Raw genomic sequence first — 25,659 nt, 5'->3', positions numbered from 1 at the left:
CGAACCATTCTAGGAACAGAATAATTCATGCTTCAGGAAACTTATAGTAATTCAGTTAATAAGGCTTTTTGTGCGTGAAGGCGATTGCCTGCTTGTTGGAAAACAGCGGAGTGATCACCGTCAATAACAGACGCCGAGACTTCTTCCCCACGGTGTGCGGGCAAACAGTGAAGGAATAAATAATCTTCTTTTGCACAGGCTACTAGTGACTCGTTCACTTGATAATCATGAAAGACTTGTAAACGCATTTCATTTTCTTCTTCTTGACCCATACTCGTCCAGACGTCTGTATAGATGACATCAGCGTCATCAACCGCCTTTTTCACATCGTTTTCGACGAGAATTTTACTACCTGTCACTTCAGCAAATCCTTGTGCTAAAGCAACCACTTTTTCATCTGGTTCGTAGCCTTTGGGACATGCAATCGTCATATGCATGCCAACTTTTGCTGCTGCAATCATTAATGAGTGAGCTACATTATTGCCATCTCCTACATAAACACAACTGATACCTGCTAATTGTCCTTTTACTTCTTTAATCGTTAACAAGTCTGCTAGTGCTTGACAAGGATGATATTGGTCCGTTAACCCATTAATCACTGGAATAGTAGCATGTGTTGCAAGTTCTTCTATAATATCATGAGAAAATGTACGAATCATAATACCATCAACATAATTAGATAATACTTTTGCTGTATCTGCAATCGTTTCTCCTCTACCGATTTGCATATCATTACTATTTAAATATAGGGCATGACCGCCAAGTTGTAACATACCCGCTTCAAAGGAAACCCTTGTACGTGTAGATGACTTTTCAAAAATCATTCCCAATATTTTGCCCTTCAATGGCTCTTCGGCTTGATGATCCGTTTGCTTCATTTCATATGCCTTTTCGACAAGACCAATGATTTCTTCAGAAGAATAATCAGCTAATGTTAGCATATCCTGTCCTTGTATATCTAACTTTTTACCACATACAGTCGATGTTGTAATCATGATATCGTCACTTCCTTTACATTGTCTTTTTGCCAATCCTCAATTGCTACTGCTTGCCAATCCTTTTCGGTTAAAGCAAGTAAATAGGCCTCAAGCGACTCTAATTCACTAAAAGTGTGTAGTCTGTTTTTAACCGCCCATTCCCGCATACGTTGGTTTTCATCACCAGTGAACGGATTGTAAAGTGCAACAGTTGTTTCATCTAATTCGGCACCTTGAGCATCTAGCAATTTGGTATTTGACTCTTTTGCCAATTTCCTAATTACATCTGTTAATTCACCACTATACAAAACGGACCGTTCTTTATCTCCATGTAATTGGAACACTTTCTTTAAAGCTTGTGGTAAAGTCGCTGCTAACGCAATTCCTTCCCCAGTTGACTTCATTTCTGGTCCTACTTTAGCATCAAGACCTTTTAGTGCATAGTTAGAGAAAACCGGATATTTGACAGTAACAAATGTTTGCTTCGTATCTTCTGGAAGTTGGTCTTTTTCGAAAAATTGCTTTCCTAATAATACTTTCGTTGCCTCTTGAACCAATGGAATAGCAGTCACTTTACTTACAATTGGCACCGTTCGACTTGCCCTCGGGTTTACTTCAAGTAAGTAAACTTTGTTATCATCAATAATATATTGGATGTTCATTAAACCTTTATATCCAAGCTTTTTAACCATCAATTGTCCATACTTAATCATAAGATTTTGTACTTCTTTCGATAAGCTTTGTGGCGGTAAGACTGACATACTATCACCAGAATGAACCCCGGTCCTTTCAATATGCTCCATAACTGCCGGGATGAGAACATGCTCTCCGTCTGCGGCTAAGTCAAGCTCCGCCTCTTTCGCCTGTAAAAATTGATCTACAAGTACAGGGAATGGAATATCCTTCTTTTTATAAACTTGAAACGCTTCATCATTATAAATGGTTTCCATTCCCATCCCACCGATTACATAAGATGGTCTAATCAATACAGGATAGCCGATTTGGTTTACATATTGTTCGAGTTCAACTTCATTTTCTGCCACGTATCCTTGAATATGTGGGATTTCAAGTTCATCTAATAATTGATAAAATAATTCTCTATCTTCAAGGGTATCAATAGTTTTCGAATCAGTACCGAGTAATTTTACCCCGTAATCCTCTAGCTGATTAGCTAAGTTAAGCGCTGTTTGTCCCCCTACTTGAACAATGACTTCATTCACTTGTTCCGCTTCAATTACATTCATCACGTCTTCAATGATTAATGGTTCAAAATAAAGACGATCTGCTGTCGTAAAATCTGTGCTGACTGTTTCTGGATTATTATTAATCATAATCGTTTCAATACCTTCATCTTTTAAAGCAAAGACACTTTGTACAGAACAATAATCAAATTCAATTCCCTGGCCAATTCGTATCGGACCACTACCAATGATTAAAACTTTTCTTTTATCGCTCGGTATTTGTTCATTTTCTCCAAAATAGCTAGAGTAAAAATAATTGGAAGACGCAGCGAATTCGGCGGCACATGTATCAACCATTTTATAAGATGGGATTATCCCCATTTCTTTTCTTTTATGACGAACAGCTTTTTCATCGACCTGCCACACTGAAGCAAGGTAGGCATCACCAAAGCCCTTTTCTTTGATCAGTTGCATCATTTCTGGCTCAATATTTTCGAGTGAAGCTTGTGCAATCTCTTTTTCTAATGAGATTAAACGTTGGAAAGCTGACAGATAAAAATAATCAATTTTAGTGATGTTTTTTATCTCTTCAGCGCTTACCCCACGTCTCATTAACTCTAATATAATGAAGAATCTTTCATCTGTTTGGCCAGCTAACTCCTTCAGTAACGTCTCTTTTGTATCTTTTTTGATCCGAGGATAGTGAAGATCAAGTCCTTTTCCTTCAAGGGAATGAACCGCTTTGATCAGCGCTCTCTCCAAGTTTCTATCAATCCCCATTACTTCTCCTGTTGCTTTCATTTGCGTGCCTAATTTGCGATCAGCATCAGAGAACTTATCAAACGCCCATTTTGGAAATTTGACAATGCAATAGTCTAGTGCCGGTTCAAAACTAGCAAAAGTATCACCAGTAACTGGGTTAATAATTTCAGAAAGATGATAGCCTACAGCCAACTTTGCTGCCATTCTTGCAATCGGATATCCAGTTGCTTTAGAAGCAAGAGCAGAAGATCGACTAACACGAGGATTCACCTCAATCAGGTAGTAATTTTTACTTTCTGGGTCTAGAGCAAATTGAATATTGCATCCACCAATGATGCCTAACTCAGAAATAATTTTGACAGAAGCACTACGAAGCATTTGGTACTCTACATCGCTTAATGTCTGACTCGGGGCAACAACAATACTATCTCCTGTATGTACACCTACTGGATCAATGTTCTCCATATTACAAATGGTGATACAAGTATTGTTGCTGTCGCGCATCACTTCATATTCTACCTCTTTAAACCCAGCAATACTTCTCTCTACTAGCACTTGCGTAATCGTACTTTCTTTTAGGCCACTCTTAACGAAATGCTTTAATTCATTCATATCTGTTGCAATACCGCCACCTGTTCCACCTAGGGTATAAGCAGGTCGGATAATGATAGGGAAACCAATCTTTTCAGCAAACGCAACCGCTTCTTCCACATGATGAACGATTTCACTTTCTGGAACTGGTTCATTTAGGTCATTCATTAATTGGCGAAATGCTTCCCGGTCTTCACCTTTTTTTATTGCTTCGATACTGCTACCTAAAAGTTTCACCTCATATTTATCTAATACGCCTGCTTCACTTAGTTGAAAGGTTAAATTTAGACCTGTTTGACCACCTAAAGTTCCTAATAAGCCATCTGGTTTTTCTTTTTGAATGATTTTTTCAATACTATTTACTGTTAATGGTTCAAAGTAAATCTTATCTGCAAATGCGTGATCTGACATAATTGTTGCAGGGTTATTATTTACTAATATTACCTTATAGCCTTCTTCTTTAAGCGCCGCGCATGCTTGCGTGCCTGCGTAGTCAAATTCTGCTGCTTGCCCAATCACGATTGGTCCCGATCCGATGACCAGGATAGATTGGATACTGTTGTCTTTAGGCATATGCGATAACGCTCCCTTTCTTCTCTTCAATCGTTTGAATAAATTCTAAAAATAAATAATGCGTATCTGTTGGTCCAGGATTAGCTTCAGGGTGAAATTGTACCGTCTCAATCGGATAAATTTCATGAGTAAGACCCTCAACAGATTGATCATGCAAATTAATGAACCTTGTTTTAAACCCAGTTGTTTCTAAACTTACTGTATCAACAACATAGCTATGGTTTTGTGAAGACATCATGACACGTCCTGTTTTCAGATCACTAATAGGGTGATTCGCCCCTCTGTGTCCAAAAGATAACTTTGTTGTGTTCCCCCCAAGTGCAAGTGCTGCTAACTGATGTCCTAAACAAATCCCTAAAGTAGGGTAGCTCGTAATTACTTTTTTAAGTTCAGGTAAGACATTTTGAAGCGTTTTCGGATCTCCAGGACCATTGGACAGTAGGATACCATCAGGATTTAACTTAGCAACTTCATTGAATGTTGTAGAAAATGGCACAGTGGTCACTTTACAATTTTGCTGTAATAAGCTATTAAGTATTGATTTCTTATAGCCAAAATCATAAAGAACAACATGTTTATCACCTTCACCATATGTGTGCATCTGAGGATTAGAAACCAATTCAACCTTATGATCCTCTTGTTTACTCCATGTTGTTTCTTTTACAGAATGAGTTGACATAGTTGCTGGCATGGAACCAACTGCCCGAATTTTTTTCACAATTGACCTTGTATCCATATGCCCTAGCACAGGAATATTCCATTTATGCAAATACTCCTTCAGTGTATAGGAAGATTGATAATGTGAAGGTTCATTAGTCCCCTCATAAACAATCACTCCAGCTACATGTGGCTTCTTACTCTCAAAGTCTGATTCATTCACGCCATAATTCCCAATTAAAGGATAAGTGAAAACGATAATCTGATCTTTATAGGATGGATCTGTTAGCACTTCTTGATAACCTGTCATTCCTGTAAAGAAAACAATTTCTCCTGCAACCTCATTTTGTGGTGGCGTATTTAGCCATTCCCCTTTATAACAATGACCGCTTTTTAAATGTAGATACCCTTCCATCTTTAACACCTCGTGAACTTCTGTATATTCATTAAACAAAATTAATTTTTATGCATTTTTAGTTTTAAAAATGCAGCCATATTTCAGGCTGTCTGAACTGGAACTATATTCTTTTTTAGTATAGCGACTGCTTGATTGATCTCTTCTACTGTTACTGTTAACGGTGGTAATAATCTCAAGACATTTTCACCCGCCGATAACGTAAGCAAGCCATCATTTCTTAAGAATTGCAATAAAGATGCCGTATTTGTATTCATCTCTATACCAATCATTAATCCTAATGAACGAATAGCAGTTACCTCTTCTATATTGTATAGCGATTTCTTCAACTGTTCAAGTAAATATTCTGCTTTTTCATTCACTTCTGACAAAAAATCCTCATTGAAGACTATCTCCATTGTAGCGATTGCTGAGGCAATACTTAATGGATTTCCTCCAAATGTGGAACCATGGCTACCTGGACCAAAGTATTCCTTTAAATTTTCTTTGCCTATGATAGCACCGATTGGTAGCCCACTTCCAAGCCCTTTTGCACAGGTAATTATGTCTGGTTGTAGGTCATAATGTTGAAAGGCAAATGGTTTACCTGTTCTACCAATGCCTGTTTGAATTTCATCAATAATTAGCAATGCTTGGTATTCATGACATAATTGTTGCAATTCTTCTAAAAAGGCTGAATCTGCAAGATGAATACCACCCTCACCTTGAACCACTTCCACCATCACGGCCGCTGTTTCATTATCTATTAATGATTTCACCGACTCGATATCATTAAAAGTAGCATACGAAAATGTTGGCAGCATACTCCCAAACCCTTGTTTTACTTTATCCTGACCTGTTGCACCCATCGTAGCAATTGTTCGACCGTGAAAAGATTTATTAAAAGTTATGATTTTATCTTTACCTGTAGCTTTTTTGGCTAATTTAATTGCCCCTTCATTTGCCTCTGCTCCGCTATTTGCAAAGAATGTATAAGCTAAACCAGATGCATGAGCTAACTTTTCTGCTGCCACTGCTTGTTGTTCTTGTGTAAATAGATTGGATACATGCCAAAACTTATTTAATTGCTTTGTGATCGCTGCTTGGACTGAATCGGGACGATGACCTAAGTTAGTGACACCAATTCCGGAGGTGAAATCTAAATATTCTTTCCCGTTTTTATCTATTAGTTTTGTGCCTTTTGCATCTGCTGGTTCTACTTCCCAGCGAGCATATGTGGGGAATAAACGATTCATTATTGTACCACCTCTACTTGTTTTTTTGTCATTTTTGTCCCTATCCAAGCTTCTCCATTAAAAAAGTTGTGCTTCCCAGAAGCAATCATTACACTAGCAAGCCCTTGTTCTAACACCGCCACTGCAGAGTTTACCTTTGGTATCATCCCGCCCGATATCTCACCACTGTCAATATGCTGTTTTATTTCTTCTGTATCTAAATGCTCTACGAGTTGTTTATCAATTAATACACCTTCAACATCGGTGACGAATATACACATTTCCGCTTCAATTGCTTTTGCTACAGATGCAGCAGCAAAATCTGCATTGATGTTTAACTTCTTGCCACTTTCTGTTGTAGCAATAGGTGTTACAACAGGTATATAGCCTTTATTAAGAATTACTTCTAATAACTCCGCTTTCACTTTGGTAATTTCTCCTACTAACCCAAGCTCTGTTTCATTAATAAAATCAGCTTGTAGGAAACCGTGGTCACTTCCATTCAAACCAACTGCTTTAAAACCATTACTATCAAGCAATGTTGCTAACTTCCTGTTGGCTACACCTGATAACACCATTTCAACAATCTTCATAGTCTCTGGCGTTGTTTTTCTTAAACCATTGATAAATTGTGATTCTACCTTGTGTATTTGCAGCATTTTGTTTATTTCAGGACCACCACCGTGAACAAAAATAAGTTGGTAACCATTCTTCTGTAAATGATGTAAACTTTCAAAGAACGCAGGTGATAGCTGATCCATCACGCTTCCCCCACATTTTATTACAATACGCTTCATTGTCTATTCCTCCTTAGGAACGATAACTTGCATTTATTTTCACGTAATCATACGACAAATCGCATCCCCAAGCTTTTGCTAAGCATTCGCCAATATGTAGATCAACGTGAATTTCCACCATTTCACCAAGTAAATATGCCTTCGCTTCTTCTTCAGAAAAGGAAACGGGAGTACTCTCTTTTAACATTTGAATGGGGCCTATAGAAATATCTACATTATTCGGATCAACCTGTACTTGACTTTGCCCTAGCGCACCAATTATTCGTCCCCAATTAGCGTCTGCTCCGTGAATAGCTGTCTTCACTAAATTAGAACCAACAATTTGTTTAGCCGCTTTTTGTGCCTCTTCGTTTGTAATGGCACCCTTGACTATTACTTCAACAAGTTTGGTAGCACCTTCGCCGTCTCTAGCAATTGATTTTGCCAACTCTTCACATGTTTGTTTTAACAACGCTATGAAAATGGGCCAATCTTTATGAGCTGGACTCAATATTCCCGTTTCGCTCATCCCATTTGCCATAACAAGGACCATATCATTTGTAGATGTATCTCCATCTACTGTAATCTGGTTAAATGTCTCGTTTGTGATTTCTTTAAGTGCCATCTGTAGATCACTGGGACTTACCTGCGCATCCGTTGTCACAAAACCAAGCATTGTTGCCATATTAGGGTGGATCATTCCTGACCCTTTTGCTGCACCTGCCATATGAATCGTCCCACCTGCTATTTCAGCTGAGTAGCAAGTCTGCTTATCAATTAAATCAGTTGTTAAAATTGCTGTAGCAAAACTATTAGCATGTTCTTTTGTTGCTTGTGGTTGGATGGATTTTATCCCTTGGTCGATTTTTTCCATATCTAAAAATTCGCCAATGACTCCAGTAGATGCAACTCCGACTAAGTGCTCAGTCAAATTTAATTGCTCTGCAGTCAGCTTTCTCATCTTATAAGCGTCTTCAAGCCCTTGCTTTCCTGTACAAGCATTTGCACAAGCACTATTTACGACAATCGCTTGAAGCTTACCTTTAGCGGCAATACTTTCTTGGGTTACTAATAAAGGAGCTGCTTTAAAGGAACTTGTTGTATAAACACCTGCACTACTCGCTGGTTGTTCACTAACAATCATTCCAAGATCCTTTTTCCCTTTACTAAGCCCTGCATAAATACCATCAGCCTTAAAACCTTTTGGTGTTGTAATAGAGCCATCTTGTATATATGTAATAAGGCTGTTTTTAGTTGCTTCCATTGTTTGTCGTTCCTCCTTATGGGTATAACGGGGACATTTCCAGCCCTGTCGTTTCTTCCATTCCAAACATTAAATTTGCATTTTGCACAGCCTGACCAGCTGCCCCTTTCATTAAATTATCAATTACAGAGATAATTGTCATTCGGCCTGTGCGCTCATCAACATGTAAACCAATATCACAATAATTAGAACCGGCTACCTCTTTTACTGATGGATAATTACCGACTGGACGAACACGTACAAACGGACTTTGCTGGTAAGTATGCTCGTATAATTCCACTAACTGTTTAGTCGAGTAACTTTCTTTCAGTTTCACATAACTTGTAGCCATGATACCTCTGGTGATTGGTAGTAACTGTGTAGTAAATGTGATTGCTTCCATTTCCTTATTCCAAACCTTTAATTGTTGTTCAATTTCAGGTGTATGTTGATGTTGATTCACTTTATATGCCGAGAAGTTCTCATTCGCCTCGGCGAAACTCGACGTCCTTGATAGAGAACGACCCGCACCTGAGATGCCTGATTTTGCATCTACGATAATTTGATCTTTTTCTATTAATTGCTCAATAACTACAGGAGCTAAACCTAATAATGTAGCAGTCGGATAACAACCAGGGTTCGAAATCAGGTCAGAAGTTTTCACTTGGTCTCGATTCCACTCAGTTAATCCATATACCGCCTGATTAATCACCTCATCAGAAGTAGGGTCTTTCTTATACCATTGTTTATATTCTGATGCTGGTAATCTTAAATCTCCTGATAAATCTACTATTTTAATATTTTTATTCACAAATTGTGCCGCTAATTCACCCGATACACCAGAGGGGGTTGCTAAAAACACAATATCTGCACTTTCACTAATTTTCTCTGGCTCTATCTTTTGTAATTGATTGTTCATGATTCCGATTAAATGTGGATATTCATCAGAAATGGCTAAATTATCTCTAGTGGAATGTATAGAAGAGATTTCAAATTCGGGGTGGTTTTTTAATATTCTCAATAGTTCTGCCCCACCATATCCTGTAGTACCAATAATTGAAGCTTTCATCATGTCACCCTTTAATTTTGTATATTTATAAATTTTTATTCATATTTATTAAATATTTAACTACTATTATAGAAATTTCTGAAAAGAAATGCAACAGGTTTTTGTAAGTTTTTTTAACAAATTAAATAAAAATTTAGATTTAACACATTTTTCGGACTTTTATTTAAACCCCTACCCGAAGATAAGCCAATTAAACCAAAAATGATTAATTTATTAAAAAAATCTTTTTACTGTTCTTTTTAACCTTAACCTTCTTTCGTTCATCCCCATTTTTCTATACAATTGAATGCATAATAAAATACTCCCCTAGCTAAAGCAGGTTTATTTAAAACCTGTCTACCTTTAGGGGAGTATCTTATGTACTAATATCATGTTATTAACTACCGTATAAGTTTATTCACTATTTCCTTTATAACCACTTCATTGCTATCATCTTTTGTCACTATATATTTGATGTTTGACAGTTGCTCAATAAGGTTTTGATCGTTTTCATCCCTCAGTAATAGTACTTTAGGATAGTTTGCTTTTTTATGTCCTTCAATAATAATAACATCTGGATTCATATAAGTTAGTACTTGAATCTGCTCTTCAAGTGTCCAATTAAGCTTTTTTGCTTGCATTAATAGCATGCCTTCACCTTCGACAATGGTGGCAGTTGCTCCTGATACGATATGTCTACTACTATCTTTATTTGATACTACATCAGGTTCACCGTGGCCATGATGTTTAATCGTTGCAACATTCAAGTCTTTTTCTGCTAGTGCTTGTACAAGTTGAGTGACGAATGTCGTCTTACCACTATTTTGATAACCAACCACTTGCATAATTTTAGGTGTTACCACGGCCAATTGCTACCCACAAAATCTTCAAGCATGAAAACTTCAACAATATCTCCAACACCATAGCCTCTCGTACCACCTGGCAATGCCATAAATGCATTTGCTCTTGCTAAACTCATGACAATATTTGATTTATCAACACCGCTAGGTCGCACCATCAATGATCCATTTGTGACATACACATCGGCTCTAACGAATCTTGTAAATGGATTTGCTTTTGGAAAATCCTGCTGTAAGATTGCTGTTTCTTTTCTTAAATGAGGGGAGCGGCAACCTAACATATAACGAATGATTGGTCTTGCAAATAATTCGAAGCCAACATAACAAGCAGAAGGATTCCCAGAGAGGCCAAATAATAATTTTCCATTTATCTGTGCTACTGTCGTAACACTACCAGGTCTCATTGCGACTTTATTAAACAGAACTTCCGCCTGTAGCTTCTCGTATATCGCAGGGAGATAATCAAAGTCTCCTACAGATACACCACCTGTTGTGATAAGAATGTCTACATCATCAATTGCAGTTGAAATTGCTTCGTAACATGTATCAAATTCATCTGGTAGTTTACCATAATATTTCACATCAGCACCAACGCGCTCGATTTGCGCTATGAGCATCGTACTATTACTATTTCTTATTTTTCCATCCTCTAGTTCTTCTTCCACTTCTAATAATTCCGTTCCAGTTGCAAATAACCCAATAACCGGACCTTTAGCTACAGGTACTTCAGCATAGCCAAATGTCGCTAGAATGGCTTGGATACCAGGATTGATTTTCGTCCCCTTTTCAACGAGTACCTCGCCTTTCTTTGCATCTTCCCCTTGAAAAGAAACATTGTCACCAGCGTTGAAGCTACGCTTAATAGACATATACGATTGGTCCCCATCTTCAAACGATCTCGCTACCTCAAGCATAACGACGCAATCACATGAATCAGGGATTTTTGCCCCCGTCATAATACGTACTGCTTGCATTGGTCCTATTTTCTTTGATGATACGTAGCCTGCTCCAATATGATCAACTACTTCAAAAACGACCTCATTTTGTAAAGAAGCTTCTTTCGTATCTATAGACCTAACTGCAAAGCCATCATATGGGGAGCGATTAAAATGTGGTACATCACTTGTTGCCGTTAAATCTTTTCCTAAATATCTACCATGACTTTCCTTAATTGAGACAAATTCAACGGCGCCGCTTTGTTTATATCTCATTACTTTTTCAACTGCTTCAGCAACCTGAATCGGCTTCCTCTTTTCTAGCATCTGTTTCCATCCCCTAAATAATCTTTATCCGCCAATATAAGACATTTCAAGTTTTTTGCGATTTTTTCTCGTTTCGTCTGTTCTGACATCAGAGTAACGATCATTCCGATGGTTCCATATGTCAGTAACATATCCGACAATATCATCATCAGAGACATTTGACCGAATAAATGATTTAATATCATGTCCTTCACCATTAAATAAACATGTATATAACTGCCCATTAGCAGATAATCTTGAGCGGGTACAACTAGAACAAAAAGATTCAGATACTGAGGTAATAAATCCTACATCTATATCTGTACCAGTGTATCGATACCTTTTAGCAACTTCGCCAAAGTAGTCAGGATCAACAGGCTCAAGATCATAATGTTCATTTAATTGCTGGAAAATTTCTTTCTTTGTCACCACATCATCCATTTTCCAACCGTTTGTATCACCAACATCCATATACTCAATATATCTTAACTGTAGTGAATTTTCTTTACAAAACTTCGCCATTGGTAGGACTTCTTCATCATTTAAGCCTTTTTTCACAACCATATTAATTTTGACACCGAGTCCCGCTTCTTTTGCTGCGTGTATTCCCTTTATCACCGGACCTGTCCCAACATTGCGTCCATTAATTTCACCGAACAATTCATCTTTCAGACTATCTAAGCTAATATTCACCCGTTTTAACCCAGCGGCTTTTAATTGAGTAGCAAATTTAGGTAATAATACGCCATTAGTTGTTAAGCCGATATCCTCTAAGCCTTCAATTTGAGATAGTTTCTCCACTAATAAAGGCAATTCTCTCCGTAGTAAGGGTTCTCCACCCGTTAACCTAATTTTTTCTACACCTAAACCAACAAAAATCCGTGCTAATCTTTCAATTTCTTCGTAAGATAACAATTCATTCTTAGGTAGAAAAACAAAATCTGGTCCGAAAATTTCTGCTGGCATACAATATTGGCATCTAAAATTGCAACGGTCAATTACTGATATACGTAAATCTCGTAATGGCCGATTGAGTGAATCCTTAATATGAGTTTGTTTCATGTAAATCAACTCCGTCTTATCGATCACGTCGATAACTTTTTCTATAAATAAAATGTAAAATGATTTTATTCCAATATAACATGAAATCTTCTATTGGCATATGCCAATTAGAGTACTAAATATCGTTCGCTTCTCTACTTTAAGCTTTATCCCTGTACCTAAGGCAAAGGAGCGCTATTTTATTTCAATATTTTTTCATACAAAAAAACAGCAAGCAATGCTTTGCTGTTTTTTCTTACACCTTAATTAATCACGAACGCCTAATGCAATCTTTGCATATCTAGACATTTTATCTTTTGTCCATGGCGGACTCCATACAATATTGACTTCCGTGCTTTTTACTTCAGGGATATCAGCAAGCGCTGTTTTCACTTGATCAACAATTGTGCCAGCTAAAGGACAACCCATGGAAGTTAAAGTCATTTCAACTTCCGTATTTCCTTCATCATCCATAGTAACATCATAGACGAGTCCTAAATTAACGATATCTACTCCTAATTCAGGGTCAACAACAAGTTCAAGTGCGCCCATAATGCTTTCTTTTAAATCTTTGTCCATCGAACACAACTCCTCATATCATATGTTATAGCTATCATAACAAAAAAGTCATCAATGAAAAAGGAATAGCTGTTTTAACTATCTCTTTTTCTTATAAATATCGTTGAAACCATTCAACTGTTGCTAATAATCCTTCTCTGCTTACCTTATGTCCTGCATTTTCATCAACAATGAAATTCAACCTGTCTGGATGGTCCTTGTATAAAGGTTGTATCGTTTGAAAAAAGTCATAAGTTGGCGCAAATGGAACAGTCGTATCTTTTTTACCGTGCCAAAATAGCAACGGACGCCCTGATAAAACTTCCTCTTGTTTACTTAAATCATACTTTGTAATTTCATCTAGAACAGCCTCTACTTGAGTGTCTGATAATGGGAAATCCTTTACTTTTTTCCGCATTGTTTCAATTTGCATACCAGCAAACTTCTCATAATATGGCATGCCCATTAAACTAACTGCCACCTTCAACCATTTATATTGTGTTAAGGCACCAAGTGTAATAATTCCGCCCATCGAAGTACCTGCCACACCAATACGATTCTCATCAACTAACCCTTTAGCTACTAACTCTTCTTTTATCTCAGGTAATTCTTTAATTGTTTGAATAATCATATCCCAAAATTTCAATTGCAATTCAGGCTCTGGCAATCCATGACCTCTTTCACCATGTTCATTCACTTCTGGTAATATAACACGAAATCCTTTTTCAGCAAGAAGGTAGGCATAATGTAGGTTATGCTCTTTCGCACTAGTAAAACCATGAATGAAGAAAATGAGAGGCAATGATTCAGATTTAAACTCATCTTTCACGATATGCAAAGCGGGAATACCTTTTAATTCTTGATGATCAATAATAACCACTATGTCTCCTCCTATGTTAAAAACTATAAGAAAATGTAAACATCTTATAAAAGAGGTTATTTCTTTTACAAATGACCGTATACATTGGTAATATAGTGTAAACTTAGATTATAAGTACTACTTGAAAATATTAACTGCCTTTCAAGTTTAACATTTATTTGCGCCTTACCATACTTTAATGCTTATTAGATGAATGATTTTTTCCTATAAAAAACTGAAGGAGATATTATGACACAAAAACATTTAATCGTTCTTGATTTAGATGGCACTTTATTAAAAGATAATAAAACCATCTCACAAAAAACAAAAGAAGTCCTATTTAAAGCCCGTGAAGCCGGACATGAGGTGATGATTGCTACAGGAAGGCCTTATCGTTCAAGTGAAATGTATTATAAGGAAATGCAAATGACCACACCTATCGTTAATTTCAACGGTGCCTTTATTCATCATCCAACAAATCCAAAATGGGGAATACGCCATACGCCTCTTGATATGAAAGTGACAAGAGACATTATTGATGCTAGTCAAGATTTTAAGTTCAATAATATTATTGCGGAAGTGCTTGATGATGTATATTATCATTATCATGATGAAAAACTGATGAATATGTTTAATCTCGGTAACCCAAAAGTCACTACAGGGGATTTAAGAAACTTCCTGCCTGCTTCCCCAACAAGTATGCTCATTCATACAGATCAAGAGCAAATAACACAAATTCAGCGCCATTTGAATGATGTGCATGCTGAAGTTATTCATCAACGGAGCTGGGGCGAACCTTTCCATATTATCGAAATCGTTAAGGCTGGTTTAAACAAGGCAATTGGCATTCAACAAGCTTGTGATTATTTAAATATTCCTAAAGAGCGAGTGATTGCTTTCGGTGATGAAGATAATGATTTAGAAATGCTTGATTTTGCTGGTATTGGTGTGGCTATGGGTAATGGTATTGACGCTGTTAAAACAGCGGCTAATGAAGTGACCTTAACAAATGAAGAAGATGGGATTGGTATCTTCTTAAATGATTATTTGAATTTAAAAACACACTAACCAAAATCTACCCTTTTTAAAAAAAGTAAAAATGGTACAAAATAAAGGATGTCGTAGCAATTAGCTACTTCAATATTCTTCATTAAGGGGAGATTATAAATGGGCAAACGTAATAAATCGAAGCGCTTTATTAAGCAAGGTGCCGATAGTGTCACTCAGCATGATGCACGTATACCCTACCATTCAACATACTCGGAGGCAGAAGCTGAAAAGTTAAAGAATGTAAATGACTCTTCCCTCGGTGGAATATAAAATTTCGAAGGAAAAAGAGCTAACTTTTCTCGAGTTAGCTCTTTTTCCATCTTAAAAACTTTGCAGTATAATCGGAGTTCCTTTACTTCCCTTTTCAGAAAGGTAAGCGATTAAAGAACCGTTTTTTGGTAAATCTTCTTCCTTCACTTTCACAGCAATATTAAAATCACCATCTTTATTCACTTGAACAGGCTGTTCTTTTATAAGCAAAAAATGGCCATCTTCTACAGAATACATAACCGGCAACTGCCCCTTATAATGCCCCTTAATATGATAGATACCATCTTTGCCCTCAACTGTAATATTGTTAAAGAGTTGATCTTTACCATACATAAATGTGGTTTGTGAAGTTTGGTTTATTTCCATTCCTTCTGGCTTTATTACCTGTCCTAAAAATTTTGCCTCAACCTTATAACTGCCTGGGTTTAAGGTATTTTCATTTGCGGTTTGATAATCCCAAGTAGACTTCCATTCCTTTTTTTCTCCCGCAGAAAGGTTCTCTGTTTGAATCATTTGTAAAAAGGCTTTTCCATCCGAATACCTATATATTACTTTTCCATGTTCATCCACCACCTCATAATCATACTTTTGGGAAGAATTAAATTGCAATTCGACCAATTCATTTGTTTGATTATGAACAGTAAAAGTAAGGACCAATTTTTCTTCCGAAACCGCTTGAACTTCAAATTGAATATCCATATGGTTGTTTGCTTCCATTTCAGACTGCTGTGGAAGAAAATTCGTCGCAAGTATGGCACTAAGCAGTAAATGTAGCATAACTGCCCCCTTTCATTAATCTCTTCTAAAAACACCATAGACATCGGCAGTATTTACAATATTAGTGAATGCGTTAGGATCTACTTCTTGAATGGTTCTTTGTAAGTCAAATAATTCATATCTTGATACTACAATCATTAGCATTTCCCGATGTTCATTGGAAAATGCTCCTCTTGCAGGAATCATTGTAATTCCTCTAACCAATTTATTATGAATGGCCTTCTTCATTTCATCTTGCTTATTAGTAATAATCATCGCTGTAAGCTTTTCATGTCTTGTATGAATTGCATCAATAACCCGTGTGGATGCATATAATGTCACTAATGTATAAAGTGCTTTTTCCCATCCAAAAAGGAAGCCAGCTGTAATAATAATAACAGCATTTAATGAAAAAAAGTATGTACCAACTGGTCGATCCTTAGCCTTCGAGAGATACATAGCTATAATATCCATACCGCCTGTTGAAGCGCCCCATTTCAATGTGATACCGACACCGACAGCTGCAATGACTCCCCCAAACACAGCATTTAACAAAATATCTTTTGATACACTGATGACAGGGATAATCTCCATAGAAACAGTTGTAATCACAACACTTAAAAGGCTATATAAGGTAAAAAGTTTACCCACACGTTTCCATGCAAAGATAGCTATTGGTACATTTAAAATAAATAAAAGTATGCCAGTAGAAACTGCACCATTTAATATACTCGAAAGAAGTTGAGCTACTCCAGTAAAGCCGCTCGCATATACATTTGCGGGTATGAGGAAAAAGTTCATCGCTATCGCATTTAATATTGCCCCCACAACAATAATGATGATTTTTCTTGTTTCAATCCAATTCATATTGACCTCCTTAATCATCTCTCTATCTTTTCTTTACCCAAGTTTAGGTTTTTCAATGCATTCCATTGTTTTTTTTCCTAAGTTTCTATAAACTAGTATCATCTATAAGTTGAAAGCAGGTGAAATAATGTCAGTTAAAATTCTCGCTGACAGCGCATGTGACTTACCGTTAAGTTTTTTTGAAGAAAACGATGTCACACTTATTCCATTGAAGGTTCATTTAAATGGAAAGGAATACGATGACCTGTTGACGATCGATTCCAAGAATATTTATGAAGCCATAAGAGAAGGTAAGGTACCTAAGACCTCCCAAGCTTCTCCCCTTTTATTTGAAGAGATCTTTACGAATATGGCGAAAAATAAGGAAGATGGTATCTATATAGCCTTTTCTTCCGCACTTTCTGGAACATATTCCACTGCAGTTATGGTGTTAGATCAAGTAAAAGAAACCTACCCAGACTTTAACTTAACCATCATAGATAGTAAATGTGCTTCCTTAGGTTATGGATTAGTTGTACTGAATGCTGCAAAAGATGCAAAAGAGCAACTTACCAAAGATGAAATTGTTAGCAATGCAACATTCAATTGCGAACATATGGAACATTTATTTACGGTTAATGACTTAGAGTATTTAGCAAAGGGCGGTAGAGTTTCTAAAGCATCTGCCTTTTTAGGTGGGCTACTCAATATTAAACCACTATTGAATGTTGAAGATGGAAAACTTGTACCAATTGAAAAACATCGCGGTCGTAAAAAGCTCTTTAAACGGATCATTGATATCATGAGGGAAAGAGGCGTTGCCTTGGATAGACAAATGGTGGCTATTAGTCATGGTGATGATGAAGCCACTGCCCTAGAAGTGAAAGAGATGATTCAAAAAGAATTTGGTGTTGAACACTTTTATATTTCTCCAATTGGTTCAGCAGTCGGATCCCATGCTGGTGCCGGCACAATTGCAATTTTCTTTTTAAATAAACTTAAAGGTTAACGCACTTATACATACTTCTTTCCATTCTTTCAAACACTAAATGTGTACAGATGAAGAATGGAAGGGAGTTTATTTTATGTCTCATACAACTGATAATGACAAAAAAGCAAAAGATAACAACGCATTCAACCATGAAAAAAACATGGAAGAAACAAAAAATAAGCAAGAAGGTCGAAAAAGCTTTTCAAAGAAAACAGACCATCTTTGATTGAACAAAAGTTTTCAAATGATAAAAGTGAAGTCCTAAGATACCTCAAGTATTTTAGGACTTATACAGTTTACAAAACTTTCTCTTGAGATTGGGCTCAATGGATATTTTTCAAAGATTATTTTTTGTGCATATCCTTAACCATGTTGTTAGGATATACTATTTTCGTGGGTATAGCGGTGGGCGTCTTTTTAATCGCGTTTTTCCTATTTACGCTACTCATTTCTTTGTTTCTTCAACTATTAGTCGCGATTTCTCTTTTTGCCCGACTCATTTTTTTCTTCCTTCAACTTATAGTCGCGATTTCTCTTTTTGCCCTACTCATTTCTTTCTTCCTTGAACTATTAGTCGCGATTTCTTCATTTGCCCGACTCATTTTTTTCTTCCTTCAACTTTTAGTCGCGATTTCTCCATTTCCCCTACTCATTTCTTTCTCCCCTCAACTTTTAGTCGCGGTTTCCCTTTTTGCCCTACTTATTTCTTTCTTCCTTCAACTTTTAGTCGTGATTTCTCTATTTCCCCTACTCATCTCTTTCTTCCTTCAACCTTTAGTCGCGATTTCTCCATTTCCCCTACTCATCTCTTTCTTCCTTCAACTTTTAGTCGCGATTTCTCCATTTGCCCGACTCATTTCTTTCTCCCCTCAACTTTTAGTCGCGATTTCCCTTTTTGCCCGACTCATTTCTTTCTTCCCTCAACTATTAGTCGCAATTTCCCTTTTTGCCCGACTTATTTCTTTCTTCCTTCAACTTTTAGTCGCAATTTCTTTATTTGCCCGACTTATTTCTTTCTTCCCTCAACTATTAGTCGCAATTTCCCTTTTTGCCCGACTTATTTCTTTCTTCCTTCAACTTTTAGTCGTGATTTCTCCATTTGCCCTACTCATCTCTTTCTTCCTTCAATTTTTAGTCGCGATTTCTCTATTTCCCCTACTTATTTCTTTCTTCCTTCAATTTTTAGTCGCGATCTCTCTATTTCCCCTACTTATTTCTTTCTTCTTTCAACTATTAGTCGCGTTTCTCCTATTTGTCCTACTCATTCTTTCTCCCCCAAACTATTAGTTCTCGATTTTTCTATTTACTCATTTCTTTGTTTCTCTCTTTTACATCGCATATATTTCCTTCTCGCTCTTTTTTAGCAACGACTTCTACCAAGACCAAATCTTAGTTCTACCTTTACTATCAACTAATACAACTTCAGTCTTTGCCCGATTTCATAAGATTATTATGAAATCATACAAAAAAAGCGGGATGGCTCTCACACCTTCCCGCTTTCATTTATTTTGACTCATTCTCTTTTATATAAGTCCAACCTTCTTTTTGATACACCTTACCATCCTTCATCAATCGACCAAGTGCACGTTTAAAAGAAGCTTTGCTTAGTTGAAATCTATCCTTTATATCCTCTGGTGCGCTTTTGTCACTGTATGGCATAGCTCCATTACGTGATTGCAAGTAATTAAGAATGATTTCACTATCATCAAGTAACGCTTCTTGTTTTCTTGGATTGAGGGAGACATTAATCGAACCATCTTGTTTGACATCAATGATTCTACCGTTCACTTTTTCCCCAAGTCTTGGCTCTTGACGTCTTTCCGTTTCATGGATGAAGCCTTTTAGGCCATCTGCTGTGTAAATCCAGCTTCCAACTTTGGCTGTACGATAAATAAATCCGTGGATATCTTTATTAAGTTCTTCCCTTCCAGCCTTATGTGAAATACTAGCTATCACTTGATCTGTCGCAAGCTTCACATATATTCTACCGTTTCGATTAACCCTTAATGTAACATATACCGTATCATCAACAGTCGGCCATACTCGTTCGTGTACAGGTAAATCCTCTTTTCCCAGTAACATATCTTTACTAATACCAATATCAATGAATACCCCGAGCTCAGGATTAACATCTACTACTTTCGCCCAGCCATATACTCCAACGGTAATCTCAGGTAATGTCATTGTTGCTGTTTTTCTACCTTCAGAATCTACATAAATAAAGACAGAAATTTTTTGTCCTTCTGTAATTTCTTCTTTGACCTCATTCTTATGAAGCAGAACGTCCTCTTCTCCATCTGTTAAGAAATAACCAAAAGCCGCTTCTCTGGAAACTAATAACTCTGTAATTTTGCCGATCTCATCTATTAAAGCCATTTAAATCCTCCTAAAGTTGTTCGCATTGCTATATTCTACTATAATAAGAACATAAAGTGAAACTCTTTTCATGAGGAGGACAATTATTTTATGGCTAAAGAAAGTTCATTTGATATCGTATCAAAAGTAGATTTTGCTGAAGTCACTAACGCAATTCAAATTGCAATGAAAGAAATACAGACACGCTATGATTTTAAAGGAAGTAAAAGTAAGGTTACTTTAGAAAAAGAAGAGCTCGTCCTTATTTCTGATGACGAATACAAACTAGAGCAACTGAAAGATGTGCTAATTAGTAAGATGATTAAACGAGGGATCCCGATTAAGAATTTAGATTATGGCAAATTTGAGCCTGCTTCAAGTGGCACAGTTAGACAAAGAGCAAGCTTAGTTCAAGGGATTGACAAAGATAACGCGAAGAAAATCAATACATTAATTAAAAATAGTGGTGTTAAAGTTAAGAGTCAAATGCAAGATGATCAAATCCGCGTCACAGGGAAAAATAGAGATGATCTTCAACAAATCATCTCACTAGTAAGAGAAGCTGATTTAACAATCGATGTTCAATTTTCTAATTATCGATAATTACATACCAGCACAGAGGCAGTGATTCCACTGCCTCTTTTTTGTACTTAAGTTTGTCCTCATAACAATGTAAGGTTTTCAACATAATAAAAAGGGAAAACAACAGCAAGGAGGGATTAGGATGGATAATAAACAATTGCCAAAAAGCTTTATGGCACAACATCAAAATCATCAACCAGGAACGGAAGAGGAAATGATTCCTAAGCCGATCTATGTGAATGAAGATTATAAACCTGCTGGAAAACTAGAAGGTAAAGTAGCTATTATTACTGGCGGAGATAGCGGTATAGGTAAATCTACAGCTATTTACTTCGCTAAGGAAGGTGCAGACGTTATTGTTCCTTATTTAAATGAGCATGAAGATGCAAAAGAAACCAAAACATTAGTCGAACAAGCTGGGAAGACATGCCTTTTAATTAGCGGAGACCTTTCATCAGAACCTTTTTGTCAGGAAGTCGTAAAGCAAGCGTTAAATAAATTTGGGAAAATAGATATTCTTGTTAATAACGCTGGTGAACAGCATCCACAAAAAAATATCGAGGACATTAGTGGTCAACAACTTGAAAAAACTTTCCAAACAAATATTTATGCTATGTTTTATTTAACAAAAGCCACACTACCACATCTAGGAGCTGGCAGCTCGATCATTAATACCGCTTCGGTCACCGCTTATGCAGGTAATGAACTATTAGTTGACTATTCCTCAACTAAAGGGGCCATTGTCTCTTTTACTAGGTCACTTTCCTTGCAGTTAGCGTCCAAAGAGATTAGAGTGAATGGTGTTGCCCCTGGTCCTATATGGACACCATTGATTCCGTCCACTTTCTCTGCTGAAGAAGTTGCATCATTTGGAAAAAATGTTCCAATGAAAAGAGCGGGACAGCCCTTTGAACTCGCTCCGGCTTATGTCTTCTTAGCAAGCGACGATTCTAGTTATATGAGTGGACAAATGTTGCATATTAACGGCGGGAAAATTGTTAATGGATAGGGAAAGTAAGAGGGGGACAAGACTAAAAAAGAATGCTACATATCTTTTTCTCTCTGCCCCACTATTATGTAGTGTAATATAACCTTGAAATGCACCTAACCAATCAAATTACATTTACTATCAAAAAAAGATGCCGAGACTGTTTCGGCATCTTTTGTTCTCTATTCTCCTGTGCGATTTCTACCTCTTCTTCTAGCCAAGAATAAAAAGGCAAAGAAGGCAAGTAACACTGATAACAATGTTGCTCCATAAACAAAGTTAAACCCTTGCTTTTCGGTAAGAACATAAATTTCAGCTTCTTCTCGGTCTAGTACGAGATGATATTCATTTTGATCATTGCTTCTTACTAACCCACCAGCTAATAACCCTCGTAACTCTTTATCATTCTCTATCTCTTCTCCTGTTAATACTAAATCTTTCGTACCACTTGTATTATTGATGGCTACTATTGATGTTTCTTCTTTAAATTGTCTCTTAAAAACCGTAAAACCTTCACTTTCATGTAAAAGAGTAAAATCTCCTTTTGCAATAGAAGGTAATTTTTCTCTTGCTTTTGTTAGCTGTCCGATGTACTCAATTAACTCAGGATCCGTACGAAAATCCATTTGTCTGCGGTTATCGGGGGTTTCATTCCCAATTAACGCAATTTCACTACCATAATATAACATTGGAATCCCAGGGGTTGTAAACAAATACGTTAACGCTGTTCTCCACCTTGGTCCTGGATGTTCATTTAATGCGACTGGCTGATTTGTAAAACGAATCATATCTTTACTATCAATTAGTCTTGTAACCATATTTGGTTCTTCATATGTATCAATGTTATTTTCGATGTCACCAATAGTATCAGTCATTGACACATCCGGTTTTACAAATGCTTCCCTTATATTAGATGTTGAAGCATAGTCTGTTAAGCTATCTATACCGGTCATTTCATATTTAGCAATTTCTTGTGGGTCTGTGGACCATACTTCACCTAAAACAAAAAACTCATTATCGGTTTCTTTTACACTGTCTACAAAGCTTTGAAGAAAATCTTTATCTGTTAACTGGATGCCTTCTAAACGATAACCATCTACACCTGTTTCTGTTATCCACCATTTAGCCGCTTCGATGATATATTGTGCTGCTTCTTCATTCTCATAATTGATTTGGGGCAACCCAGCTAACCAATCTTTCGTGAACATATCTGGTGTTGAGATCTCCTCAGATTCCTTCAACCAATCTGATTTAGTAGGGTCGTTTACCCATGGGTGTGTAGCTGCAACATAATTTAGTGGGAAATCAATCATGACATTGATATCTCTTTTGTGTGCTTCTTCCACTAGTCGTTTAAATTCTTCCAACGTTCCGAAATGTTCTTCTGTTTCATAGAAGTCTTCCACCCAATATCCATGATAACCTTTATCGGCGTTTGCAAATATTGGGTTCAAGGTAATCGTCGTCATACCTAAATCTTCAATATGATCAAGTCTTTCAATAATACCAACAAAATCACCACCATGGAACGCTTCAAGGTCCTTCACATCCACATGGTAATCATTCTTACTATCTACATTGCTAAAACGATCAATCATAACATAATAAATAAGTTCATCCTGTAAGCTTCGTTTTTCTTCTGCTAATACACTTGGCACTAATGACACTAGTAATAGCGGAATTAAGATGAGGGTGATGACCTTTTTCATCTTTCTCCTCCTTAATGATAGTTTGTCTCTATTTTACAAAAACGTTAACCATTATAGATTAGCGGTTTGTTGTTACTTCGTCAAACAGAAGTGAACAAAATATTTAAAATCGTAACATTTCTTTTATATCGTACTAATTAATTGGAGTGAGATTTCTATTTTTATCGTAGAAAAAAAGAGGTGCTCCCATAATAATTAAAAAGGGAACACCTCTTTTTTTAATCAACAATATTAATATTATAATCTTTAAACCAATAATGGATTTGTGCTAAGTGAGCGAGAAGCTGCGGTCCAGTCATTAATTGTCCAAACCATGGAACTTGAAAAGCAGAGCCTTCAGTTGCTACGATTTCTCGTAAATTCTTTTCATCGAATAATTCAAAAAGAACGGAGGATGATTCTTCTAATACGTCGTTCAACATTTTTGTCACAATGCTAATATAAGCAGGGTTATGTGTTTTCGGATAAGGACTTTTTTTACGATATAATACCTCGTTTGGTAATACCCCTTCCAACGCCTTCCTTAGTATTCCTTTTTCTCGATTACCATGCATTTTCATATCCCATGGAATATTCCATACATATTCTACTAGGCGATGATCCGCGAAAGGAACACGAACTTCTAAACTAGCTCCCATACTCATTCTATCTTTACGATCTAATAACGTTGTCATAAAGCTAAGCATGTTTATATAGAATAATTGCCGTCTTCTTGCTTCTTCCGGTGTTTCTCCTTCTAAAAGTGGGGTTTCAGCAATCGCTTGATTAAATTTATCCATACTGTAATCTTTTAAGTTTAATTTCTTTCTCCAATCTTCTTTCAGGAGGCGCTGTCTTTCATCGATTGATCGCATCCAAGGGTATCCAGTTCGACTGAGATCATCCGAACGATGAAACCATGGATAGCCTCCAAAAATCTCATCCGCACATTCTCCCGACAAACTAACCACATGCTCTTTTTTAATTTCACGACAGAACCAAAGTAGAGAAGAATCGATATCTGCCATACCTGGTAAATCTCTTACATGAACTGCTTCAACTAAATGAGCGGCAAGCTCCTCCTGTGAAATAATGCAATTCTGGTGAATGGTATGGAAAGTGTCTGACATTTTCTTAATATAAAAACCATCCGCATTTGGTTGAAAATCGTTTGCCTTAAAGAATTGATCATTGCCTTCGTAATCAATACTATAGGTTTTTAATGGTGGTTTTCCCTCTTTTTGATATGCTGTGGCTGCAATGGCTGTGATCGCACTTGAATCCAATCCACCAGATAAGAGCGTACATAAAGGAACATCCGATACGAGTTGTCTTGTTACTGCATCTGTAACAAGATTACGTACTTTTTCTGCTGTCTCATCTAAAGAGTCTTCATGTTTTTTGCTTTCCACATTCCAATATCGCCAAATCTTTAACCCTTGTTGTGATAGTGTTAATGCATGAGCTGGTCGTAGCTCTTTCACCCCGCGAAAAACACCTGATCCTGGGGATCTTGAAGGTCCAAGACCGAATACTTCTGCTAATCCCTCTCTATCTACTTCTGTTTTTACTTCTGGATGTGCTAAAATCGCCTTTATTTCTGAACCGAACAGTAACCCCTTTACTGTCTCTCTATAAAAAAGCGGCTTAACCCCTAATCGATCTCTACCAATAAAAAGTTCTTGACCGTTTTCATCCCAAATCGCAAAGGCGAATATCCCATTTAAATATTGAAGGCAATTTTTTCCCCATTCAATGTAAGAAGTTAGTAGCACCTCTGTATCAGAATGACCCTTAAACGAATATCCTTTTATAAGGAGATCTTTTCTTAAATCTTCTGTATTATAAAGTTCGCCATTGTAACAAATTGTATAGCGATTTTGATTCTTATCAATAGTCATTGGTTGCTTTCCGCCAACTGGATCAACAACGACTAATCGCTTATGACCAAACCCGGCTGGCCCAGAAGCAAAAATATTCGTATCATCAGGACCCCTTTTAGATAAAGTATTCGTCATTTTTTCTAGTGTCGGACGTTCATTTTGCATATTTGTATTGAAGTCAACCCAGCCCGTGATTCCACACATGGCTTCTTCACCCTTTCTACGAGCATCATAGATGCAGCAAATATTTAAGC

The 25,659-nt window shown here is 36.8% G+C and carries 24 protein-coding genes; 7 read left to right on the top strand and 17 right to left on the bottom strand.

What is annotated here, in order from left to right; all coding sequences use genetic code 11:
• Window positions 1–41 precede the first annotated feature (41 nt).
• The 12 genes from argF to MKX78_RS08105 form a co-directional block, all read right to left on the bottom strand.
• Window positions 42–995 (bottom strand): ornithine carbamoyltransferase, encoded by a 954-nt coding sequence (argF, locus tag MKX78_RS08160; RefSeq protein WP_307317900.1) that lies wholly within the window; start codon window positions 993–995, stop codon window positions 42–44.
• A complete protein-coding gene (locus MKX78_RS08155; RefSeq protein WP_341050446.1) occupies window positions 992–4,084 on the bottom strand; it encodes a carbamoyl phosphate synthase large subunit in 3,093 nt (1,030 codons plus the stop codon). The genes argF and MKX78_RS08155 overlap by 4 nt, the downstream gene beginning before the upstream one ends.
• The gene (locus tag MKX78_RS08150; RefSeq protein WP_328198735.1) at window positions 4,077–5,156 is read right to left on the bottom strand and encodes a carbamoyl phosphate synthase small subunit; all 1,080 of its coding nucleotides are present in this window, start codon (window positions 5,154–5,156) and stop codon (window positions 4,077–4,079) included. The genes MKX78_RS08155 and MKX78_RS08150 overlap by 8 nt, the downstream gene beginning before the upstream one ends.
• Window positions 5,157–5,239: 83 nt before the next feature.
• Window positions 5,240–6,391, bottom strand: a complete 1,152-nt coding sequence (locus MKX78_RS08145) for an acetylornithine transaminase (RefSeq protein ID WP_341050445.1) — start codon at window positions 6,389–6,391, stop codon at window positions 5,240–5,242.
• On the bottom strand, window positions 6,391–7,167 hold the full coding sequence (gene argB / locus MKX78_RS08140; protein ID WP_095369826.1) for an acetylglutamate kinase: 777 nt from the start codon (window positions 7,165–7,167) through the stop codon (window positions 6,391–6,393). Before argB ends, MKX78_RS08145 begins: the two co-directional genes overlap by 1 nt.
• Before the next feature lie 13 nt (window positions 7,168–7,180).
• A complete protein-coding gene (gene argJ / locus MKX78_RS08135) occupies window positions 7,181–8,410 on the bottom strand; it encodes a bifunctional ornithine acetyltransferase/N-acetylglutamate synthase (RefSeq protein ID WP_340978441.1) in 1,230 nt (409 codons plus the stop codon).
• A gap of 16 nt (window positions 8,411–8,426) precedes the next feature.
• Complete coding sequence (argC, locus tag MKX78_RS08130) at window positions 8,427–9,458, bottom strand: N-acetyl-gamma-glutamyl-phosphate reductase (RefSeq protein ID WP_095369828.1); 1,032 nt, start codon at window positions 9,456–9,458, stop codon at window positions 8,427–8,429.
• Between the two features lie 380 nt (window positions 9,459–9,838).
• On the bottom strand, window positions 9,839–10,300 hold the full coding sequence (gene mobB / locus MKX78_RS08125; RefSeq protein ID WP_095369829.1) for a molybdopterin-guanine dinucleotide biosynthesis protein B: 462 nt from the start codon (window positions 10,298–10,300) through the stop codon (window positions 9,839–9,841).
• On the bottom strand, window positions 10,294–11,559 hold the full coding sequence (locus tag MKX78_RS08120) for a molybdopterin molybdotransferase MoeA (RefSeq protein WP_341050444.1): 1,266 nt from the start codon (window positions 11,557–11,559) through the stop codon (window positions 10,294–10,296). Before MKX78_RS08120 ends, mobB begins: the two co-directional genes overlap by 7 nt.
• Before the next feature lie 24 nt (window positions 11,560–11,583).
• Entirely contained in the window at window positions 11,584–12,600 is a 1,017-nt protein-coding gene (gene moaA / locus MKX78_RS08115) for a GTP 3',8-cyclase MoaA (RefSeq protein WP_328198732.1), read from the bottom strand.
• Between the two features lie 246 nt (window positions 12,601–12,846).
• Window positions 12,847–13,158 carry a metal-sulfur cluster assembly factor gene (locus tag MKX78_RS08110; protein WP_095369832.1) on the bottom strand — a complete coding sequence of 104 codons (312 nt, stop codon included), beginning with the start codon at window positions 13,156–13,158 and terminating at the stop codon, window positions 12,847–12,849.
• Between the two features lie 91 nt (window positions 13,159–13,249).
• A complete protein-coding gene (locus tag MKX78_RS08105; RefSeq protein WP_095369833.1) occupies window positions 13,250–14,017 on the bottom strand; it encodes a prolyl oligopeptidase family serine peptidase in 768 nt (255 codons plus the stop codon).
• Window positions 14,018–14,245: 228 nt separating this feature from the next.
• Between MKX78_RS08105 and MKX78_RS08100 the strand changes: the two genes are divergently transcribed.
• Together MKX78_RS08100 and MKX78_RS08095 are read left to right on the top strand one after the other, a co-directional pair.
• Window positions 14,246–15,064 (top strand): Cof-type HAD-IIB family hydrolase, encoded by an 819-nt coding sequence (locus MKX78_RS08100; RefSeq protein ID WP_095369834.1) that lies wholly within the window; start codon window positions 14,246–14,248, stop codon window positions 15,062–15,064.
• A 99-nt stretch (window positions 15,065–15,163) separates the two neighbouring features.
• Entirely contained in the window at window positions 15,164–15,316 is a 153-nt protein-coding gene (locus MKX78_RS08095) for a hypothetical protein (protein ID WP_191814850.1), read from the top strand.
• Between the two features lie 51 nt (window positions 15,317–15,367).
• On the opposite strand, the gene MKX78_RS08090 is transcribed toward MKX78_RS08095, so the two are convergent.
• Together MKX78_RS08090 and MKX78_RS08085 are read right to left on the bottom strand one after the other, a co-directional pair.
• Window positions 15,368–16,093, bottom strand: coding sequence for a BsuPI-related putative proteinase inhibitor (locus MKX78_RS08090; protein ID WP_307317924.1), 726 nt, complete (start codon window positions 16,091–16,093; stop codon window positions 15,368–15,370).
• 15 nt (window positions 16,094–16,108) lie between these two features.
• On the bottom strand, window positions 16,109–16,939 hold the full coding sequence (locus tag MKX78_RS08085; protein ID WP_095369836.1) for a YitT family protein: 831 nt from the start codon (window positions 16,937–16,939) through the stop codon (window positions 16,109–16,111).
• 127 nt (window positions 16,940–17,066) lie between these two features.
• Between MKX78_RS08085 and MKX78_RS08080 the strand changes: the two genes are divergently transcribed.
• From MKX78_RS08080 to MKX78_RS08070, 3 genes are all read left to right on the top strand, one after another.
• Entirely contained in the window at window positions 17,067–17,927 is an 861-nt protein-coding gene (locus MKX78_RS08080; RefSeq protein WP_307317926.1) for a DegV family protein, read from the top strand.
• 76 nt (window positions 17,928–18,003) lie between these two features.
• Window positions 18,004–18,135 (top strand): DUF3941 domain-containing protein, encoded by a 132-nt coding sequence (locus tag MKX78_RS08075; RefSeq protein WP_095369838.1) that lies wholly within the window; start codon window positions 18,004–18,006, stop codon window positions 18,133–18,135.
• A gap of 167 nt (window positions 18,136–18,302) precedes the next feature.
• The gene (locus MKX78_RS08070) at window positions 18,303–19,196 is read left to right on the top strand and encodes a hypothetical protein (RefSeq protein ID WP_341050440.1); all 894 of its coding nucleotides are present in this window, start codon (window positions 18,303–18,305) and stop codon (window positions 19,194–19,196) included.
• A 216-nt stretch (window positions 19,197–19,412) separates the two neighbouring features.
• Here MKX78_RS08070 and MKX78_RS08065 read toward each other — a convergent pair whose 3' ends face one another.
• Window positions 19,413–20,285: a CvfB family protein gene (locus MKX78_RS08065; protein WP_095369839.1), complete on the bottom strand. Its 873-nt coding sequence runs from the start codon at window positions 20,283–20,285 to the stop codon at window positions 19,413–19,415.
• A 90-nt stretch (window positions 20,286–20,375) separates the two neighbouring features.
• Here MKX78_RS08065 and MKX78_RS08060 point away from each other — a divergent pair, with 90 nt between their 5' ends.
• Together MKX78_RS08060 and MKX78_RS08055 are read left to right on the top strand one after the other, a co-directional pair.
• Window positions 20,376–20,867, top strand: coding sequence for a YajQ family cyclic di-GMP-binding protein (locus MKX78_RS08060; RefSeq protein WP_341050437.1), 492 nt, complete (start codon window positions 20,376–20,378; stop codon window positions 20,865–20,867).
• 121 nt (window positions 20,868–20,988) lie between these two features.
• The gene (locus MKX78_RS08055; protein WP_281202608.1) at window positions 20,989–21,855 is read left to right on the top strand and encodes an SDR family oxidoreductase; all 867 of its coding nucleotides are present in this window, start codon (window positions 20,989–20,991) and stop codon (window positions 21,853–21,855) included.
• Window positions 21,856–22,016: 161 nt separating this feature from the next.
• Here the strand turns inward: MKX78_RS08055 and MKX78_RS08050 are convergent, their stop codons facing one another.
• Together MKX78_RS08050 and asnB are read right to left on the bottom strand one after the other, a co-directional pair.
• A complete protein-coding gene (locus MKX78_RS08050; RefSeq protein WP_340978427.1) occupies window positions 22,017–23,543 on the bottom strand; it encodes an alpha-amylase family glycosyl hydrolase in 1,527 nt (508 codons plus the stop codon).
• A gap of 218 nt (window positions 23,544–23,761) precedes the next feature.
• The gene (asnB, locus tag MKX78_RS08045) at window positions 23,762–25,609 is read right to left on the bottom strand and encodes an asparagine synthase (glutamine-hydrolyzing) (protein WP_340978693.1); all 1,848 of its coding nucleotides are present in this window, start codon (window positions 25,607–25,609) and stop codon (window positions 23,762–23,764) included.
• Window positions 25,610–25,659 lie beyond the last annotated feature (50 nt).

This window comes from Cytobacillus sp. FSL R5-0569, assembly GCF_038007265.1.
Classification (GTDB): Bacteria; Bacillota; Bacilli; order Bacillales; family Cytobacillaceae; genus Cytobacillus; species Cytobacillus kochii.
Note: the sequence above shows the minus strand (reverse complement) of the source record. Positions and strands in the feature narration are given on the sequence as shown.